The sequence below is a fragment of the Bifidobacterium sp. LH_743 genome (genome assembly GCF_056355775.1).
On the sequence record NZ_JBKESZ010000003.1, the window covers coordinates 240,490 to 259,330 of the forward strand.

The window sequence follows — 18,841 nt, forward strand, 5'->3', positions numbered from 1 at the left end:
ACCTCGCCTCGAGGTGGAAGTGGGCGCTTTTTGCTAGTAAACTATGCGATTGGAAACAGGGTCGTCAGATCCGAAATCAATATCAACAAGAATAGGCAGGCATTCATGCGTAAAGCCAAGATCGTAGATACCATCGGTCCAGCCACCGAGTCCCTGGAAGGCATCACCAGCCTTGTCGAGGCAGGTATGGACGTCGCTCGTCTGAACCGCTCCCACGGCACCCCGGAAGACCATCTCAAGGTCTATAACAATCTTCGCGCCGCCGCCAAGGCCACCGGTCGCAACGTTGCCGCCTTGGTCGACCTGCAGGGTCCGAAGATTCGTTGCGGTTGGTTCAAGAAGAACGCCGACGGCGAGGACAAGGTCCAGCTGACCGAAGGCCAGGAATTCGTCATCACTACTGATGACATCGAAGGCGACGAGCATATTACCTCCACCACCTTCAAGGGACTGCCGGGCGACTGCCATGTTGGCGACCCGATCCTCATCGACGATGGCAAGGTCCGTCTGGAAGTCACCAAGGTCGAGGGCAACAACGTGCATACTAAGGTCGTTGTGGCCGGCCCTGTGTCCAGCCACAAGGGCATCAACCTTCCGGGCGTTGCCGTGTCCCTGCCGGCACTGACCGAGAAGGATGAGGCGGATCTGCGTTGGGCCATCCGCACCGGCGCTGACATCATCGCCATGTCCTTCGTGCGTTTTGCCACCGACATCGACCGCGCCCACGAGATCATGGACGAGGAGGGCCGTCGCATCCCGGTCGTTGCCAAGATCGAGAAGCCGCAGGCCCTCGAGAACCTCGAGGAGATCGTCAAGGCATTCGATGGCATCATGGTCGCCCGTGGCGATATGGCCGTGGAATGCCCGCTGGAAGAGGTGCCGCTGGCCACCAAGCGCTGCATCGAGCTGGCCCGCCAGTACGCCAAGCCGGTCATCGTGGCTACCGAGGTTCTGGGCTCCATGGTGAACTCTCCGGTCCCGACCCGTGCAGAGGCTTCCGACTGCGCCAATGCCGTTCTGGACGGCGCTGACGCCACCATGACATCCAACGAGACCGCTGTCGGCAAGTACCCGGCAGTCACCGTGAACACTATGAGCCGCATCTCCACGTTCGCCACCGAGCATGGTTTCGACCGTATCCCGGAGCTGAAGAATCTGGATATGTCCTCCACCGGCGCCGTTTCCTCCGCCGCCGTCGATCTGGCTGAGAAGCTCAACGCCAAGGCCATCGTCGCCTACACCCAGACCGGTTCCACCGTGCATCGCGTGTCCCGCGAACGTCCGGCCACCCCGATCTACGGCATCACCAACAACGAGCACACCTATCATTGGCTGGCTCTGTCCTGGGGCACCGAATCCTTCCTGGTCGACGAGGATTACCATGACAAGTCCCGCAAGGATCTCATGGTCTTCACCGACAAGGTTCTGAAGGACGCCGGCAAGGTCGTCGACGGCGATAAGATCGTCGTGCTGAGCTCCGCCCAGGGAGAGCATCAGCCGGGTCGCACCGACTCCATCTACGTCCACACCGTTGGTGCCTGCGACTGAGATTGAGATGCCGCCGTGTTAGACGGCTCTATACAATGGGTCTTCCGCCGAATTTCCGACGGGAGACCCGTTTTGCTTTCGCGACATGCCGATGACAACGCCGTGGATTTGCCATAAACCATGTTGCTATGCTATCCTTCCATAGTTGCGTGCAAGCCCTCGTATCCCAATTGGTAGAGGAAGCAGCCTCAAAATCTGCGCAGTGTGGGTTCGAGTCCCACCGAGGGCACGTAAGAAATCAATATCAATCCAGGCCCAGGTTGGGACACGTTAGGCCGGCTTTGGGCGTGACAGTGGAAAGAGACCGACATGGCTGCAGAGAAGACCACGGAACCGGATGAAGTGCTCACCGATGAGGAGCTCCAGGCTGCCGCGGAACCCGGACAGGAATCCACTGAAGGTAAGACGTCCGGCAAGCGCACCGTCGTCGTCGCCGAAGATGAATCCGTGAACCGCATGGATTTGGTGGCCATGTTGGAAGATAATGGCTATGAGGTTGTAGGCGAGGCCGCCAATGGCGAGGAAGCCGTCGAGCTGACCCGCAAGTTCCGTCCGAGCGTGGTGTGCATGGATGTCAAGATGCCTCGTATGGATGGCATCGAGGCCGCGGGCATCATCTGCGACGAGAATATCGCTCCTGTCGTCATGCTGACCGCGTTCTCCCAGTCTGATCTGGTCAAGAAGGCCACCGGTGCCGGTGCCATGGCCTATGTCACCAAGCCTTATGAGGAATCCAAGCTGTTGCCGGCTCTGGAAGTGGCCATGGGGCGATTCGCTGAGATCAACGACCTGTTGGACAATGTCGAACGCAGCGAATCCAAGTTGCAGGAGACCGAGGAACAGCTCAAGAAGGCGGAGGAACAGCTCAAGAAGGCCGAGGAGACGCTCGAGGAGCGCAAGCTCGTCGACCGAGCCAAGGGCCTGTTGATGGATAAGGCGGATTTTTCCGAGCAAGGAGCCTTCCGTTGGATTCAGAAGACCTCCATGGACCAGCGCATCCCGAAGAAGCGTTTGGCCATGGCCATCATCGCCAAGTACGGCGAACAGAAGTCGGAAGCAGAGGATGAGCGCTAACACACCAACTGTGGAAGGCACTTCACGCGGAACGCTATTGGTCGTCGACGGCCATTCTTTGGCGTTCCGCGCTTTTTTTGCCTTGCCTGTAGAGAATTTCAGCACGTCGGAGGGCCAGGCCACCAATGCGGTCTGGGGATTCGCGACCATGCTTTCGCAGGTGATCGATGCCGAGCATCCCGACCATCTTGCGGTTGCCTTTGATGTGAAAGGCGGCACGTTCCGTAACCAGATGCTGCCGCAATACAAGGGGACGCGCGATGCGGCCCCTGAGGAGTTGCTCTCCCAACTTCCATTGATTCAGCGGATGTTGAGGGCTCTCGGAGTCACATTCATCGAAAAGCCTGGATTCGAGGGCGATGATGTGATCGGCACACTCGCCAGCATGGGCGATCGGGCCGGCTATCGGACATTGGTCCTTTCGGGCGATCGTGATGCGTTCCAACTCATCAATGACAACATCACCGTGCTGTATCCGGGACACCACTTCAAGAATCTGAAGCATATGACCCCCGAAGCAGTGGAGGAGAAGTATCATGTCACGCCGGCTCAATATCCGGATTTGGCTGCGTTGCGGGGCGAGACGGCCGACAACATCCCTGGCGTGCCGGGAGTGGGGGACGGGTTCGCCGCTAAATGGATCAACCAATACGGCGGTCTTGAGCAGATCATCGAGCATGCCGACGAAATCGGCGGGAAAAAGGGCGAAGCCCTGAGGAAAAACATCGAACAGGTCAAGCTGAACCGTTCCGTGAACGCGCTGGTCCGTGACCTCGATCTTGGTGTGACAGTGTCGGACCTGACTTTCGGGCAGGTTGATGCCAATCAGCTTGACGCTTTGTTCACCGAACTTGAATTCGGTATCAGAACCAAGAATCGTGTGATGAGGACGTTCAATGCCGGCAAGGCATCCGAGGTTGTGAGGGAGACCAGCAAACTCGAGCTGCCACATGTCGGAATAATCGGTAATTCGGACGAACTCGAGTCTTGGATTCAGACGCATCTTCCCGAACCGCAGGAACACGCGCATGACCGGTATGAACGGATTGGCTTGACGTCGTCGCTCGGTTTCGAGATCGATGCGGAAGACCGTTGCTCGGATATGATGACGCGGTCGTGGATTCTTCATGCGGAAGGAGTGTCAAAACCCGGGAACGCGTCGCTTTCGACGGTGATGATCGCCTCGCATGGCGAGGCCGTCCAGATCAATGTATTCGACGAGGACATGCTGCGGTGCCTGCAACGAATTCTTGACCGCTACCACCAGTCCATGGTGACGCACGGCTATAAAGAGCAGTCTCACCTGCTTGGCAGCGTCGGCGTGGAACTTCCCGAACCATTGTTCGACACCAAACTTGCAGGCTATCTTGTCCATCCTGATTTTCATGCCGATACTTTGGAACAGGCGGCCGCGCATTTCCTGGATCTGCATGTTGAGGCGCAAGATGAAGGCGCGACGCAGGGAACATTGGATTTTGACGAGCCGGAAGGCTCTGATTCCAAGGACGATGAGAAATTGTCGACCCACGTCGCAATCGTGGGACTTCTGGCTGATTATCTCTCCGGAGTTCTGGATGAGCGGAAGCAGTTCGGTCTGCTGGAATCCATAGAGATTCCGGTTTCACACGTCCTGCATGGTATGGAGCAAGTGGGCGCGCAGGTGGACATGGCACGTCTGGAGCAGATGCGCGAACAGCTTGCCGCGGATGCCAATCAGGCACAGGAAACCGCTTGGCGGTTCGCAGGCGAGCGTGTGAACTTGCAGAGCCCCAAGCAGCTTCGGAAGATTCTGTTCGAGGACATGGGGCTGAAACCGACGAAGAAGACCAAGTCCGGCTCATACACCACTAATGCCGCGGCGTTGCAGACGCTGCGGGACCGGTCGTATGACAACGATTGCGCATGCCAGTTCCTCGACGCATTGCTCATGCACCGGGAAAAGAACAAACTCAAGCAGATCGTGCAGACGCTGATAGACGCCACGAACAAGCATGATGGACGTATCCACACCACATTCGAGCAGACCGTGGCCGCCACTGGGCGGTTGAGCTCCGTCGATCCGAATCTGCAGAACATTCCGAACAGGGACCCCGCAGGACGTGAGATTCGTTCCGCGTTCGTGCCGGGAGAGGGCTTCGAATCACTGCTCAGCTCCGATTATTCACAGGTCGAGCTGCGCATCATGGCGGACCTTTCCGGAGACGAGGCTTTGATAGAGGCTTTCCGCTCCGGCAAGGATTTCCACAAATACGTGGCAAGCCTGGTCTACGGCATTCCCGTCGAGGACATCACCTCAGACCAGCGAAGCCACGTCAAGGCGATGAGCTACGGACTCGCCTATGGCTTGAGTACATATGGGCTCGCGCAGCAGCTCAAAATCAAGCCCAAGGAAGCCGAATCGTTGAAGAACCAATATTTCGCGACCTTCGGCAAAGTTCATGAATATCTTGAATCGCTGGTCTCGTCCGCGCGTGAGAACGGATATACCGAAACCATCTTCGGCAGACGCAGGTATTTCCCAGGTCTTAAATCGCCGAACCGCGCCGTACGCGACGCGGCCGAACGTGCCGCGTTGAACGCTCCGATCCAAGGATCGGCGGCCGACATCATGAAAATCGCCATGATTCGCGCGTACGGCTCGTTGCAGGAGGAAAAACTCAATAGCCGCATCATTCTGCAGATCCATGACGAACTTGTGGTAGAAGTCGCTCCGGGCGAGGCTGAGAAGGTCACCGCTTTGGTGAAGGACGCCATGGAACATGCCGTCACCATGGCGGTTCCGTTGGACGTGTCCACGGGTATCGGATCCGATTGGCAACTGGCCGCCCACTGACCCGTCCGCATACGATGAGTGCGGGGATTGGTATGTGAATTAGAAGGAAAGGCAGACAATGGCAACGTTGAAGCAGGTGGTGGATGTACTGGAGAAGCTGTATCCGCTGAAATATGTGGAACAGTGGGACGAGCCGGGGCTTATCGTGGGTGATCTCCGCCATGATGTGCGCAACATCGCTTTTGCTGCGGACCCATCCATGGCGGTGGTCGATCAGGCGATCGCGGATGGTGTCGATCTGCTGATTTGCCATCATCCGTTGTTCTTCCGTTCCGTGCATGAGGTGTCCGGACTGGGATTCCGAGGCGAGATCGTACGCAAGCTCAATCTCGCAGGTTGCGCGTTATGGGTCGGGCACACCAATGCGGATGCCGCCTATCGAGGGGTTGGCATGGCCGCTGCCGACGCGTTCGGGTTGGCCGACCAGCATCCATTGGTGCCCATCGATGATCCGAAGGCCGAGCATCCGGTCGGACTGGGACGCGTCGGACGGTTGCCGAAGCCGATGACGTTGCGTGATTTCGCGCAGCATGTGGCCGATGTTTTGCCATATACCGAACTGGGCGTGCAGGTGTGTGGCGATCTGGACGCGTCGATCAGCACGGTAGCGGTTCTGCCGGGTTCCGGAGACTCCCTGTTCGACGAGGTTCGCGCGTCGGGCGTTGACGTGTATGTGACCAGCGATCTTCGTCACCATCCGGTAACCGACGCCATCGAACAGGCGCGCTATGAGGCGTCCATGCGTGCCGAAGGAGTCGAGCTCGGACAGGGAGACACACAGGTTCGTCCGATGTTCGTCAATACGCCCCATAGCGCCATCGAATCCATATGGTTCCAATACGCCATGGGTGACGTGCCCCGGGCGGTGTCCGAGGCGACCGGGGACATTCCGACCGTTCGCTGGATTTCTATGAACACCGATCCGTGGAACCTGGTGTTGCCGTCCTGCGGACAGGAGCGTTGAGGACGATGTCCGATATGACCGGCGTGGATATGTCATTGGATGAATCCGGTGATGGCGTGGACATGACCAGACCCGCTACGGTCCTCAGCAGCGAGCATGTGTATCAAGGCGCGATCTTCGGTGTCGAGGACATGAAAATCGCGTTGCCCATGCGCGGTGGTGGACGGACCGTGATTCGTCGACAGGTGATGCGCCATGCGCCATGCGTGGTCATGCTGGTGCATGATTGCTCCAAGGACCGGTATCTGCTCGAACGGGAGTATCGCGTCGGTTGCGATGCTTTCGCCTACGGCTTGCCGGCAGGACTCATCGATGATGGCGAGGACGTCGATGCCGCGGCCCTCAGGGAGCTTCGGGAGGAGACCGGAGTGGTGCCGGATGAAGAAAACGGTTGCGTCATAGATCATGTGGGGAGTTTCTACTCATCCGAAGGCATGACCGACGAATTGGCGAACATCATGGTGATGCATTTGCATCGGTGGAACAAAGGGGAAAGGCATTTCGATAGTGATGAGCATGTCGAATCGGCTTGGGTTTCGTGGGAACAGCTGAAAAGCACGCGTATCACGGCATCCAATTCGATGATCGCCATCCTGCATGAGGAAATCCGCAGAATGCAGCGCCGATAGCGTCGGGCGGGTTCCGAATTGTAAAAACAATCGCCGGAATGATGGAAATAACGGATTCGACCGGCAAAACGTGCGATACTTGAATCATGCAAATCAGACCTGGATCGATGTATCCACTCGGCGCAAGCTATGACGGCGCCGGCGTGAATTTCGCTCTTTTCTCCCAAGTGGCGCAGAAGGTCGAGCTCTGTCTTTTCGATGAGGAAGACCATGAGACCCGAGTGGAAATGACGGAGCAGAACTCCTATGTATGGCACAACTATCTGCCTGGTATACAACCCGGTCAACGGTATGGATATCGCGTATACGGTCCGTATGATCCGATGAAGGGCCTACGGTGCAATCCGAACAAACTGCTGCTCGATCCGTACGCCAAGGCCATCGAAGGCAACATCGACGGCGATGAGAGCCTGTACTCGTATTGGTTCAAAAGCCCCGATGACGTGAACAGCATGAACACGTTGGATTCCGCGGCCCATACCATGAAATCCGCCGTGATCAATCCGTATTTCGATTGGGGCAACGACCAGCATCCTAATATCTCATATCACGATTCGGTGATTTACGAGGCGCATGTGCGAGGCATGACAAACCTCAACTTGGACGTACCTCCGGATATCCGCGGAACCTATGCGGGTCTCGCGTATCCTTCGGTCATCGAGTATCTGAAGAAACTTGGCGTCACCGCCATAGAACTTATGCCGATACACCAGTTCGTGAACGACAGCTTCTTGCAGGAAAAGGGGCTGAGCAATTACTGGGGGTACAACACCATCGGCTTTTTCGCGCCGCACAACGCGTACTCCAGCTCCGGAGAGCGCGGTGAACAGGTCAACGAATTCAAATCAATGGTGAAGGCCTATCATCGGGCCGGCATGGAAGTCATTCTCGACGTGGTGTACAACCACACCGCCGAAGGCAACAACCTGGGTCCGACGCTGAGCTTCAAAGGCATCGACAATGGCGCTTACTATCGTCTGGTCGACAATGACCGTCGCCATTACTTCGACACGACCGGTACCGGCAACTCCCTGCTGATGCGCTCGCCGCATGCGTTGCAGCTCATCACCGATAGCCTGCGCTACTGGGTCACCGAAATGCACGTCGATGGCTTCCGATTCGATTTGGCTGCCACATTGGCCCGACAGTTCCAAGAGGTCGACAAGCTGTCGGCATTCTTCGACATCGTCGAACAGGACCCGGTCATCTCCCGTGTCAAGCTTATCGCCGAACCGTGGGATCTGGGCTCCGGAGGCTATCAGGTGGGTGGTTTCCCGTCCAGCTGGTCCGAATGGAACGGCCGGTATCGTGATTGCGTGCGTGATTTCTGGCGTTCGCAGCCGTCCACGTTGCCGGAATTCGCCAGCCGTCTCATGGGCAGCTCCGACCTGTACCAGATGAACGGCCGCCGCCCCGTGGCTTCCGTGAACTTTATCACCGCGCATGATGGTTTCACCATGAACGACCTGGTGAGCTATAACGAGAAGCACAACGACGCCAATGGCGAGGGCAACAGGGACGGCGAAAGCAACAACCGCTCCTGGAACTGCGGAGTGGAAGGCCCGACGACCATCAAGGACGTCAACGACCTGCGCCAGCAGCAGATGCGCAACATGTTCGCCACACTGCTGTGCAGCCAAGGCATTCCGATGATCTGCGGCGGCGACGAGGTGGGACGTACCCAGCAGGGCAACAATAACGCCTACTGCCAGGACAACGCCATTTCGTGGACGAATTGGGATCTTGATGACGATCAGAAGGATCTTCTCGCATTCGTTTCGAAGATGATCCACCTGCGTCTCGAACATCCCGTGCTGCATCGCCGTCGTTTCTTCACTGGACGCGAGCCCGGCGACCCTGCCGACAAGATTCCTCAGGTCGAATGGATGGACCACAATGGTTCCATCATGGACATGGAGGATTGGTCCAACACCCATGCCTTCTCGGTGATGATCTATCTGAACGGTTCCGACATTCCGGAAGCTGACTGGTATGGCAATCAGATGGTGGACAACGATTTCATCCTGATCTTCAACGCGCATTATGAGCCGATCATGTTCACTCTGCCGGACGAGCGGTACGGCAAGAAGTGGAGGCTCGTGGTCGACACCCATAATCCGAAGGGGCCGGAACTCAATTACGAGGCCGGTTTCGCGATTACCGCGCAGTCGAGAAGCTTCCTGTTGCTGATGAGCGACAAGAAACCGAATGCCAAGAACTACGATTTCTGACGATCGCACGTGCGATTCGATGGGGAAGGGCCATCCGTTCGGATGGCCCTTCCTTTTTGTCTTCGCGTTTTGCGGCAGGTCAGACTTCCGAGGCGAGTCGCGAGGAGGTTTCAGGAACGGTTTCGCTGACTTCGGCGAGATCCTCGACGGAGTGTGGATGCCTGGTTTGTGTCAGAATAAGCTGCGTCTGCACGCGGTCGGCCTCGATTGCCGCGATCTGCCGTGAGAAGATGATGAACCAGCCTAGGAACATCATGCCGGCGAGCGCTTCGACGTTCGTCAGGGTGTTGCGCCCGGACAGCCATTGGAAGCCCGCGAATGCACCGATCGCAATGGCGAGATCGGAAATCACGTACACGACTTTAGAAAGTTGCGGCGCAAGCCAAGGCAGTGCGATCATCAGCACGCTCATCAGACAGGGCAGTCCTCGGGCGAACACGTTGTGCAGAATCGGATGTGGGGTGTATCGGAACGCGCCGATGCCGACGAAGGCGATTCCCGCGAGCGTCAGCATGATCGACAGCAGGAGGATTCTGATTCTGAAATGCTTTGGCGTGTTTTCCCTGTCGTCCGGTGAGAGGTACTGCATTTGCAGCCGATGCGTGGTGATGAGTTCTGAGATCGCGAAGTAGCTGATGATGACGATGCAGACGCCGGCCAACATCAATGTCGAGTTGAACATGCGTGCCGCGAATGTGGTGCGGTCGCCCAGTTGGGAGAAGTTGTTGTTGTACCAGTAGGGGTCATCGGACGTCAGTCCTGCGATGCTGACGCCGGAAACCACGAAGAACGGCAGCAGGGATGCGATGGTTTTGGCGTTCATCAACTCAGCTTGGACGAATGTGAGATATCCGACGACTCCTGAGATCGCTGAGCAGAGTACGGGCAGATATCCTTTCAATGTACGAAGTCCCATCATGTCGCTGGCGATGGAGAACATCATGAACGCCGTGACGAAGATGGTCGACGCATAGACCACTGATAGGGCGAGTATTTCGAAGATTCGACGGATTGGAATGGTCCAGCCGTGTTTCAACGTCATCGAACGCGAATTGCGGATGTATCCCAAGCAGAATGAGATGACTCCGCACCCCGCGGTGATTCCCGCGCATACAGTGAACAGGCGTTGGGTGACACGCCAGATGGCGGGGGCGAACTGCAGATACAGATCCATGGCGATCCATGCGAGCGCGGCGCACGCCATGAAGGAGATGATGCCCGATGCTTCGGCCTGCTGATGACGTCCCATGAGCGCTCCTTCCGATAACCGACATTCTAGTCTGACGTTGTCCCACCATACGCTACAATAGAAACTCGTGTTCATCCTTCGCATACGGATGGGAATCATATTGATGCGTGGGAAGAATGCGTTAACGGGCTGTAGCGCAGTTTGGTAGCGCGTCTGCTTTGGGAGCAGAATGTCGCAGGTTCAAATCCTGTCAGCCCGACAAAAAAGCCCGGAATTCCGATCAATTAGCGATTGAAATTCCGGGCTTCGGCATTTTCGCGTATTTGATGAGAGGAATAGACGCCTTTGGAGGAAAGCCCGTTTATCATGATGGGCTGACGGACCGGCAACGAATGTTCTTGCTTTCGCTGTGGGGCCATCATATGTTTTGCTGACGAGATGGCGAGGATGTTTTCCGCTGGTTTTGGCTACCATGGTGGCCATGGAAGAACCTCAAAAGAACTTGTGGCCGGCACCGTATGCCGACAGGCCGCTGGATGCCACTGTGGTGGTGCCCGGCAGCAAATCGTTGTCGAATCGTTATCTCATCCTCGCGGCCCTTGGCTCGAAGCCTGTGCGATTGGTGGGCCTATTGCGTTCGCGTGACACCGAACTGATGATGGATGCGTTGCGCGAGCTCGGCGTACGCTGCGATGTCGACGAACAGGTGAGCACTACGGTGACGGTGACACCTCCTGCCGAAGGCCGTTTCCATGGCAACGTGAAGGTGTTCTGCGGACTCGCCGGTACGGTGATGCGCTTCGTGCCGGGACTCGCGATGCTCGCGGACGGCCCCGTCGACTTCGACGGTGACGAACAGGCGTACGCCCGTCCGATGAAACCGGTATTGGATGGACTCGAGCAGCTCGGCGCCACCATCGAATACCACGGTGAGGAAGGCCGTCTGCCTTTCACCATCACCCCTCCGGCGCTGGCAGGGGAGCATGCCTTGCCGAGCGTGGTGAGCATCGATTCCTCTGGCTCCTCGCAATTCATCTCTGGCCTGCTGCTCGTCGGATCGCGCGTACCGGGCGGTCTTGAACTGCACCATGTGGGGGAGAAGACCCCGAGCCTGCCGCATATCCGCATGACCGTGGCCGATCTGCGAGCCGCCGGCGTGGATGCCGCAGCCGACGAACAGTCGCATGTGTGGCGCGTAAAGCCGGGAACAGTGCAGCTGCCTGGTTCCGTGACCGTCGAACCTGATCTGTCGAACGCCGCGCCGTTCCTGGGGGCGGCGTTGATCGCAGGCGGTACCGTGCGCGTGCCGAACTGGCCCGAGACCACCACGCAGCCGGGCGGTCTGCTGCCTGGGTACTTGGAGCGGATGGGCGCCAAGGTCTCCTTCCCTGTGGAGAACGGCACTCGCTACTGCGAGGTCAGCGGTGACGGCCACATCAACGGACTGGACAACTTTGACCTGACCGCTGCCGGCGAGATCGCGCCGTCGCTTGCGGCGATTCTGGTTTTCGCCGACGCACCAACCAACATGATTGGCATCGGTCATCTGCGCGGGCATGAGACGAACCGCTTGGAGGCATTGGTCAACGAGATTACGCGCGTCGGCGGCAAGGCGCACGAGCTGATGGACGGCATCGCCATCGAACCGGTGCCTGCCGGTGAATTGCACGGTGCCGAAATGGAGACGTACGCCGATCACCGCATGGCCACGTTCGCGGCGATGCTTGGCCTGCGCGTCGCAGGCGTGACCGTGCGCAACGTGGAGACCACGCGCAAGACGCTGCCCGATTTCGTGGGCATGTGGAATGGCATGCTCGGCTGAGTGTGAGCTGAATGCCGGGTCTGATGGCGGTTTTATTTTATATGGGAATGGCCTCTGGATGATTCATCCAGAGGCCATTCCATTTCCATAACGTGATTACCGCAATGCTGCGGGAACCGTCACTCCCATTCGATGGTTGCCGGCGGCTTGGAGGTGCAGTCAAGCACCACGCGGTTAATCTGACGGCATTCGTTGGTGATGCGCGTCGAGATGGTAGCCAGCACATCGTACGGGATGCGGGACCAATCGGCGGTCATGGCGTCTTCGGAAGACACTGGGCGCAGTACGATCGGGGAGCCGTAGGTACGTTCGTCGCCCTGCACACCCACGGAGTGCACGTCGGCCAGCAGCACGACCGGGCACTGCCAGATGTCGCGGTCAAGGCCGGCCTTGGACAGTTCCTCGCGGGCGATGGCGTCGGCCTCGCGCAGCACGTCCAGACGTTCCTTGGTGATCTCGCCGATGATGCGGATGCCTAGACCCGGCCCCGGGAACGGCTGACGCCACACAATCTCGTCCGGCAGGCCGAGCTCGGTGCCGATGGCTCGGACCTCGTCCTTGAACAGCGTGCGCAGCGGTTCGATGAGCTGGAACTTGATGTCCTTCGGCAGGCCGCCCACATTGTGGTGGGACTTGATGTTGGCCGCGCCGTCACCGCCACCGGATTCCACCACGTCCGGGTACAGGGTGCCCTGCACGAGGAACTTGACTTCCTTGCCGGAGGCGCCGGCCTCTTCGATGACCTGGCGCTGCGCCTTCTCGAAGGTGCGGATGAACTTCTCGCCGATGATCTTGCGTTTCTTCTCCGGCTCGCTCACGCCCTTCAGCGCGGTGAGGAAGTCTTCGGAGGCGTCCACGGCGATGAGCTTGATGCCGGTGGCCTTGACGAAATCGTGCTTGACCTGTTCGGCCTCGCCCTTGCGCAGCAGGCCGTGGTCCACGAACACGCAGGTCAGCTGTTCGCCGATGGCCTTGTGAACCAGCGCGGCGGCGACGGCGGAATCAACACCGCCGGACAGACCGCAGATCACCTGTGCGTCGCCGACTTTCTCGCGAATCTTCGCCACCTGGTCCTCGATGATGTTGGAGGCGTTCCAGTTGTCGCCGAGTCCGGCACACTTGTGCAGGAAGTTCTCGATAAGTTTCTGTCCCATCGGAGTGTGCTTGACTTCCGGGTGCCACTGCACGCCATACAATTTGCGGGATTCGTCCTGCATGGCCGCGACGGGAGCACCTTCGGTGTGGGCTAGGACCTCGAAACCCTCCGGAGCGGTTTTGACCGCGACCCCGTGGCTCATCCAAGTGCTCTGCTCTGCCGGGGAGCCGTCAAGCAGACCCTCGGCTTTGTCGATGGTGGTCTCCGTCTTGCCGTATTCGCCAAGGGCAGCCTTGTCGACATCTGCGCCCAATGCGTACGCCATGGCCTGGAAGCCATAGCAGATGCCGAGCACCGGGACGCCGGCCTCGAACAGTTTTCTGTCGACGCGCGGAGCGCCGGGCTCGAACACGGAAGCCGGACCGCCGGACAGGATGATGGCCTGCGGATCCTTGGCCAGCATCTCGTCGACCGGCATGGAATGCGGCACAAGCTCGGAATAAACATTGGCCTCACGCACGCGACGTGCGATCAGCTGGGCGTACTGGGCTCCGAAATCGACAACGAGCACAGGACCTGCAGCCATAACACTCTCCCTAGATATGAGGATCAAAAGCGAACAACGTTAACTGCTCTATTGTGGCGTTGCAAGAAGACATTGGAGACACGTGAGCATCGCATGGACGAATCTCACAATTGCTTACGTTCGTTTGCTCAACACGCCGCGCGTGTATCTTGTGAAACGAACGTGGGAAAAATGTATTAACCGACTAAAAGCGTTGATATTGAGCCGTTTATCAATCTTTTTGATATCCTGTGAAGTGCGCACAAAAAGCCCGATGAAAACTCACAATTATCAACAAAAAAGCAACATTTACACACACAGTCGCAAAAAAAGAGAAAAAAGTCGCACCTCGCTCGTAATATGCTCAAGTGACTGGAAATGAGTCATAGCGCGGAACCGCAAGGTTTTTGATATGACGCATGACCTAAGGAAATAAACAATCGCACATCACAGTGCAGGAGTACAGGAGTACACATGACGAGTCCTGTTATTGGCACCCCTTGGAAGAAGCTGAACGCTCCGGTTTCCGAGGAAGCTATCGAAGGCGTGGATAAGTACTGGCGTGCAGCCAACTACCTCTCCATCGGCCAGATTTATCTGCGTAGCAACCCGCTGATGAAGGAGCCTTTCACCCGCGAAGACGTCAAGCATCGTCTGGTCGGTCACTGGGGCACCACCCCGGGCCTGAACTTCCTCATCGGCCACATCAACCGTCTCATCGCTGATCACCAGCAGAACACTGTGATCATCATGGGCCCGGGCCACGGCGGCCCGGCCGGTACCGCCCAGTCCTACCTCGACGGCACCTACACCGAGACCTTCCCGAAGATCACCAAGGATGAGGCTGGTCTGCAGAAGTTCTTCCGCCAGTTCTCCTACCCGGGCGGTATTCCGTCCCACTACGCTCCGGAGACCCCGGGCTCCATCCACGAGGGAGGCGAGCTGGGTTACGCTCTGTCTCACGCTTACGGCGCAGTGATGAACAACCCGAGCCTGTTCGTTCCGGCCATCGTCGGCGACGGCGAAGCCGAGACCGGCCCGCTGGCCACCGGCTGGCAGTCCAACAAGCTCATCAACCCGCGTACCGACGGCATCGTGCTGCCGATTCTGCACCTCAACGGCTACAAGATCGCCAACCCGACCATCCTGTCCCGCATCTCCGACGAAGAGCTTCATGAGTTCTTCCACGGCATGGGCTATGAGCCGTACGAGTTCGTCGCCGGCTTCGACAATGAGGATCACCTGTCGATCCACCGTCGCTTCGCCGAGCTGTTCGAGACCGTCTTCGACGAGATCTGCGACATCAAGGCCGCCGCTCAGACCGACGACATGACTCGTCCGTTCTACCCGATGATCATCTTCCGCACCCCGAAGGGCTGGACCTGCCCGAAGTTCATCGATGGCAAGAAGACCGAGGGTTCCTGGCGCTCCCATCAGGTGCCGCTGGCTTCCGCCCGCGATACTGAGGCTCACTTCGAGGTCCTCAAGAACTGGCTCGAGTCCTACAAGCCGGAAGAGCTGTTCGACGAGAACGGCGCTGTGAAGCCGGAAGTCACCGCCTTCATGCCGAAGGGTGAGCTGCGCATCGGTGCTAACCCGAACGCCAATGGTGGTCTGATCCGCCAGGAGCTCAAGCTCCCGAAGCTGGAAGACTACGAGGTCAAGGAAGTCAAGGAGTACGGCCACGGCTGGGGCCAGCTCGAGGCCACCCGTCGTCTGGGCGTCTACACCCGCGACATCATCAAGAACAACCCGGACAACTTCCGCATCTTCGGACCGGATGAGACCGCTTCCAACCGTCTGCAGGCCGCTTACGATGTGACCAACAAGCAGTGGGACGCTGGCTACCTGTCCTCCCAGGTCGATGAGCACATGGCTGTCACCGGCCAGGTCACCGAGCAGCTGTCCGAGCACCAGATGGAAGGCTTCCTCGAGGGCTACCTGCTGACCGGCCGTCACGGCATCTGGAGCTCCTATGAGTCCTTCGTGCACGTGATCGACTCCATGCTGAACCAGCACGCCAAGTGGCTGGAAGCCACCGTCCGCGAGATCCCGTGGCGCAAGCCGATCTCCTCCATGAACCTGCTTGTGTCCTCCCACGTGTGGCGTCAGGATCACAACGGCTTCTCCCACCAGGATCCGGGTGTCACCTCCGTCCTGCTGAACAAGTGCTTCAACAACGACCACGTGATCGGCATCTACTTCCCGGTGGATTCCAACATGCTGCTGGCCGTCGCCGAGAAGTGCTACAAGTCCACCAACAAGATCAACGCCATCATCGCTGGCAAGCAGCCGGCCGCCACCTGGCTGACCCTGGACGAGGCTCGCGCAGAGCTCGAGAAGGGTGCCGCCGAGTGGAAGTGGGCTTCCAACGCGAAGTCCAACGATGAGGTCCAGATCGTGCTTGCCTCCGTTGGCGATGTTCCGACCCAGGAGATCATGGCCGCCGCCGACAAGCTGGACGCCATGGGCATCAAGTTCAAGGTCGTCAACGTTGTGGATCTGGTCAAGCTGCAGTCCGCCAAGGAGAACAACGAGGCCCTGTCCGACGAAGAGTTCGCTGAGCTCTTCACCGAGGACAAGCCGGTTCTGTTCGCTTACCACTCCTACGCCCGCGACGTGCGTGGTCTGATCTACGATCGCCCGAACCACGACAACTTCAACGTCCACGGCTACGAGGAGCAGGGCTCCACCACCACTCCGTACGACATGGTGCGCGTCAACAACATCGATCGCTACGAGCTCCAGGCTGAAGCTCTGCGCATGATCGACGCCGACAAGTACGCCGACAAGATCAACGAGCTCGAGGCCTTCCGTCAGGAAGCCTTCCAGTTCGCCGTCGACAACGGCTACGATCACCCGGATTACACCGACTGGGTCTACTCCGGCGTGAACACCAACAAGCAGGGTGCTGTCTCCGCTACCGCCGCAACCGCTGGCGATAACGAGTGAGCCTAGGTCTTTTGACCTGATTGCTTGAAATGTCCCAAGGAAGCATGTCTTCCTTGGGACATTGTTTTATTCGCGTAAGATGTTTTCTGAAAGCCCCCGAATCACGAGAGCGGTCTGACGGTTGTTTCGCATTACAATTGCTTATGGTGCGAACAACGCAGTATCGCATCCGTACATACGTACATACTGAACAGGAGACACCGTGAGTCTTACCAGCATCACCATCATCAGTCCGGAAGCGGCGAATGGCCGTAATGTCGTGGCTCTTGGAGTCATCAAAACACTTGCCTCGATTGGCAGGACCGGAGTGTTCCGTCCGTCGGTCTGCGGAAAGGACACCTTTACGGATGTGTTGATCGGAGCGTCCAATGCCGGTCTGACACGTGAGCAATGCGTCGGTGTGTGTCCTAAACGCGCTCGTGAGGATAAGAAGGGGGCCAGGGCCGACATCGTCGCCGCCTATACGCATGCAGTCGAAGCCGCGAATCCGGAGGCCATGGTGATTGTCGGCACTGACAGATCTTCCGTGAATGATCCGTCGATGTTCGCTTTCAACGCCGATGTGGCCGCTGATTTGCAATCGCCGGTACTGCTGGCCGTATGTACCATCAACCGCACGCCGGAGCAGGTCAGAGACACGGTCGAAGCGTCTGCCAGGGTCATCGAGGAAGCCGGCAGCAAAGTCGTCGGAGTGTTCATCACCGGTTGCGATGACACGCAGCCGCAGCCGCTCCGGGACTGCTTTGCGGATTATCCCGTTCCTGTTTGGACATTGCCTGCCGTCGATTTCGACGATGATGACGCGACCGCCAAAGCCGACACGGCCTTCGCTGCGAATGTGGACGCCGATGATTTGATCAAGGCCATCAAAACGCCGTTCGACGCACCGACAACACCGTACGCGTTCCAATATGGTCTGCTTGGCAAGGCAAAATCGAACAAGAAGACCATCGTTCTGCCAGAAGGCACTGAAGACCGTATCATTCGGGCGGCCGACTACCTGCTGGAACGCGACATCGTCGATTTGGTCATCGTCGGAGACAAGCAGTCCATTCTTGCCCGTGGTGAAGAACTTGGCCTGAAGTCGTTGCACAAGGCCCAATTCCAGGCCAAGGATGATGAGACTGTGCTGGCACCCATGGTGGCCAAGCTGTGCGAGCTACGGGCCAAGAAGGGTATGACCGAGGAACAGGCGCGCAAACAACTGGCCGATGAAAGCTATTTCGGTACGATGCTGGTGGTGATGGGCAAGGCGGATGGTCTTGTGTCCGGTTCCATCAATTCGACGGCCAACACGGTGCGTCCCGCGTTGCAAGTCATCAAGACCAAGCCGGGAACGTCGCTGGTCTCCGGCGCGTTCCTGATGTGCTTCAAGGACCATGTCGCCGTGTTCGCCGATTGTGCCATCAACCTCAATCCCAATGCCGAACAGCTTGCCGAGATCGCCATCCAGTCAGCCGAAACCGCCAAGGCGTTCGGCATCGAGCCCAAAGTCGGCATGCTGTCCTATTCCACGCTGGGTTCCGGTAAAGGTCCCGATGTGGAACTTGTGGAGAAGGCCACCTCCATTGTCAGGGAGAAGGCGCCGAATCTTGCGGTGGTCGGCTCCATCCAGTTCGACGCGGCGTGGTCTCCGACCGTCGCGGCCACCAAGGCCAAGGACGATCCGGTCGCAGGACATGTCAATGTGTTCGTGTTCCCGGATCTGTGCGCGGGTAACATCGCGTACAAGGCTGTCCAACGTTCTTCGGGAGCGGTGGCCGTCGGTCCGGTGCTGCAGGGGCTTAATCGTCCGGTGAACGACTTGAGCCGTGGCGCCACCGTTCCGGACATCATCAACACCGTCGCGCTGACCGCCATCGAAGCCCAGTGATACGGGTGTTTTTGTAGCAAGCAACGAGTATTCTAAAGATTTGGAAAGCCGCCTAGGCGGCACAT

General features: G+C 58.1%; 11 protein-coding genes and 2 tRNA genes. 11 read left to right on the forward strand and 2 right to left on the reverse strand.

The window, feature by feature from the left end:
* The first annotated feature begins 105 nt into the window (after window positions 1-105).
* The 7 genes from pyk to glgX all read left to right on the forward strand — a co-directional run bounded on the left by pyk (window position 106) and on the right by glgX (window position 9,279).
* Entirely contained in the window at window positions 106-1,548 is a 1,443-nt protein-coding gene (gene pyk, locus AC1ATL_RS05960; protein ID WP_476569247.1) for a pyruvate kinase, read from the forward strand.
* Window positions 1,549-1,703: 155 nt separating this feature from the next.
* Window positions 1,704-1,777 (forward strand) — tRNA-Leu (locus AC1ATL_RS05965).
* 80 nt (window positions 1,778-1,857) lie between these two features.
* Complete coding sequence (locus tag AC1ATL_RS05970; RefSeq protein WP_476569249.1) at window positions 1,858-2,622, forward strand: ANTAR domain-containing response regulator; 765 nt, start codon at window positions 1,858-1,860, stop codon at window positions 2,620-2,622.
* Complete coding sequence (gene polA / locus AC1ATL_RS05975; protein WP_476569251.1) at window positions 2,612-5,455, forward strand: DNA polymerase I; 2,844 nt, start codon at window positions 2,612-2,614, stop codon at window positions 5,453-5,455. The genes AC1ATL_RS05970 and polA overlap by 11 nt, the downstream gene beginning before the upstream one ends.
* A 58-nt stretch (window positions 5,456-5,513) precedes the next feature.
* Window positions 5,514-6,419, forward strand: a complete 906-nt coding sequence (locus AC1ATL_RS05980; protein ID WP_476569253.1) for a Nif3-like dinuclear metal center hexameric protein — start codon at window positions 5,514-5,516, stop codon at window positions 6,417-6,419.
* A gap of 5 nt (window positions 6,420-6,424) precedes the next feature.
* Window positions 6,425-7,048, forward strand: a complete 624-nt coding sequence (locus AC1ATL_RS05985; protein ID WP_476569255.1) for an NUDIX hydrolase — start codon at window positions 6,425-6,427, stop codon at window positions 7,046-7,048.
* Between the two features lie 107 nt (window positions 7,049-7,155).
* Entirely contained in the window at window positions 7,156-9,279 is a 2,124-nt protein-coding gene (gene glgX, locus AC1ATL_RS05990) for a glycogen debranching protein GlgX (RefSeq protein ID WP_476569365.1), read from the forward strand.
* Between the two features lie 79 nt (window positions 9,280-9,358).
* Here glgX and AC1ATL_RS05995 read toward each other — a convergent pair whose 3' ends face one another.
* Window positions 9,359-10,528, reverse strand: a complete 1,170-nt coding sequence (locus AC1ATL_RS05995; RefSeq protein ID WP_476569257.1) for an ABC transporter permease — start codon at window positions 10,526-10,528, stop codon at window positions 9,359-9,361.
* Window positions 10,529-10,653: 125 nt separating this feature from the next.
* Here AC1ATL_RS05995 and AC1ATL_RS06000 point away from each other — a divergent pair.
* Together AC1ATL_RS06000 and aroA are read left to right on the forward strand one after the other, a co-directional pair.
* A tRNA-Pro gene (locus AC1ATL_RS06000) sits at window positions 10,654-10,727 on the forward strand.
* 222 nt (window positions 10,728-10,949) lie between these two features.
* A complete protein-coding gene (gene aroA / locus AC1ATL_RS06005) occupies window positions 10,950-12,290 on the forward strand; it encodes a 3-phosphoshikimate 1-carboxyvinyltransferase (RefSeq protein WP_476569259.1) in 1,341 nt (446 codons plus the stop codon).
* A gap of 119 nt (window positions 12,291-12,409) precedes the next feature.
* On the opposite strand, the gene guaA is transcribed toward aroA, so the two are convergent.
* The gene (gene guaA, locus AC1ATL_RS06010; RefSeq protein WP_476569261.1) at window positions 12,410-13,972 is read right to left on the reverse strand and encodes a glutamine-hydrolyzing GMP synthase; all 1,563 of its coding nucleotides are present in this window, start codon (window positions 13,970-13,972) and stop codon (window positions 12,410-12,412) included.
* Window positions 13,973-14,425: 453 nt separating this feature from the next.
* Between guaA and AC1ATL_RS06015 the strand changes: the two genes are divergently transcribed.
* Together AC1ATL_RS06015 and pta are read left to right on the forward strand one after the other, a co-directional pair.
* Window positions 14,426-16,903, forward strand: coding sequence for a phosphoketolase (locus tag AC1ATL_RS06015; RefSeq protein WP_476569263.1), 2,478 nt, complete (start codon window positions 14,426-14,428; stop codon window positions 16,901-16,903).
* A gap of 202 nt (window positions 16,904-17,105) precedes the next feature.
* A complete protein-coding gene (pta, locus tag AC1ATL_RS06020; protein ID WP_476569265.1) occupies window positions 17,106-18,776 on the forward strand; it encodes a phosphate acetyltransferase in 1,671 nt (556 codons plus the stop codon).
* Window positions 18,777-18,841: the final 65 nt, after the last annotated feature.

Coding starts and splice junctions, on each gene's coding strand:
- pyk (WP_476569247.1), top strand. CDS start 106: ATGCGTAAAGCCAAGATCGTAGATACCATCGGTCCAGCCACCGAGTCC.
- AC1ATL_RS05970 (WP_476569249.1), top strand. CDS start 1,858: ATGGCTGCAGAGAAGACCACGGAACCGGATGAAGTGCTCACCGATGAG.
- polA (WP_476569251.1), top strand. CDS start 2,612: ATGAGCGCTAACACACCAACTGTGGAAGGCACTTCACGCGGAACGCTA.
- AC1ATL_RS05980 (WP_476569253.1), top strand. CDS start 5,514: ATGGCAACGTTGAAGCAGGTGGTGGATGTACTGGAGAAGCTGTATCCG.
- AC1ATL_RS05985 (WP_476569255.1), top strand. CDS start 6,425: ATGTCCGATATGACCGGCGTGGATATGTCATTGGATGAATCCGGTGAT.
- glgX (WP_476569365.1), top strand. CDS start 7,156: ATGTATCCACTCGGCGCAAGCTATGACGGCGCCGGCGTGAATTTCGCT.
- AC1ATL_RS05995 (WP_476569257.1), bottom strand. CDS start 10,528: ATGGGACGTCATCAGCAGGCCGAAGCATCGGGCATCATCTCCTTCATG.
- aroA (WP_476569259.1), top strand. CDS start 10,950: ATGGAAGAACCTCAAAAGAACTTGTGGCCGGCACCGTATGCCGACAGG.
- guaA (WP_476569261.1), bottom strand. CDS start 13,972: ATGGCTGCAGGTCCTGTGCTCGTTGTCGATTTCGGAGCCCAGTACGCC.
- AC1ATL_RS06015 (WP_476569263.1), top strand. CDS start 14,426: ATGACGAGTCCTGTTATTGGCACCCCTTGGAAGAAGCTGAACGCTCCG.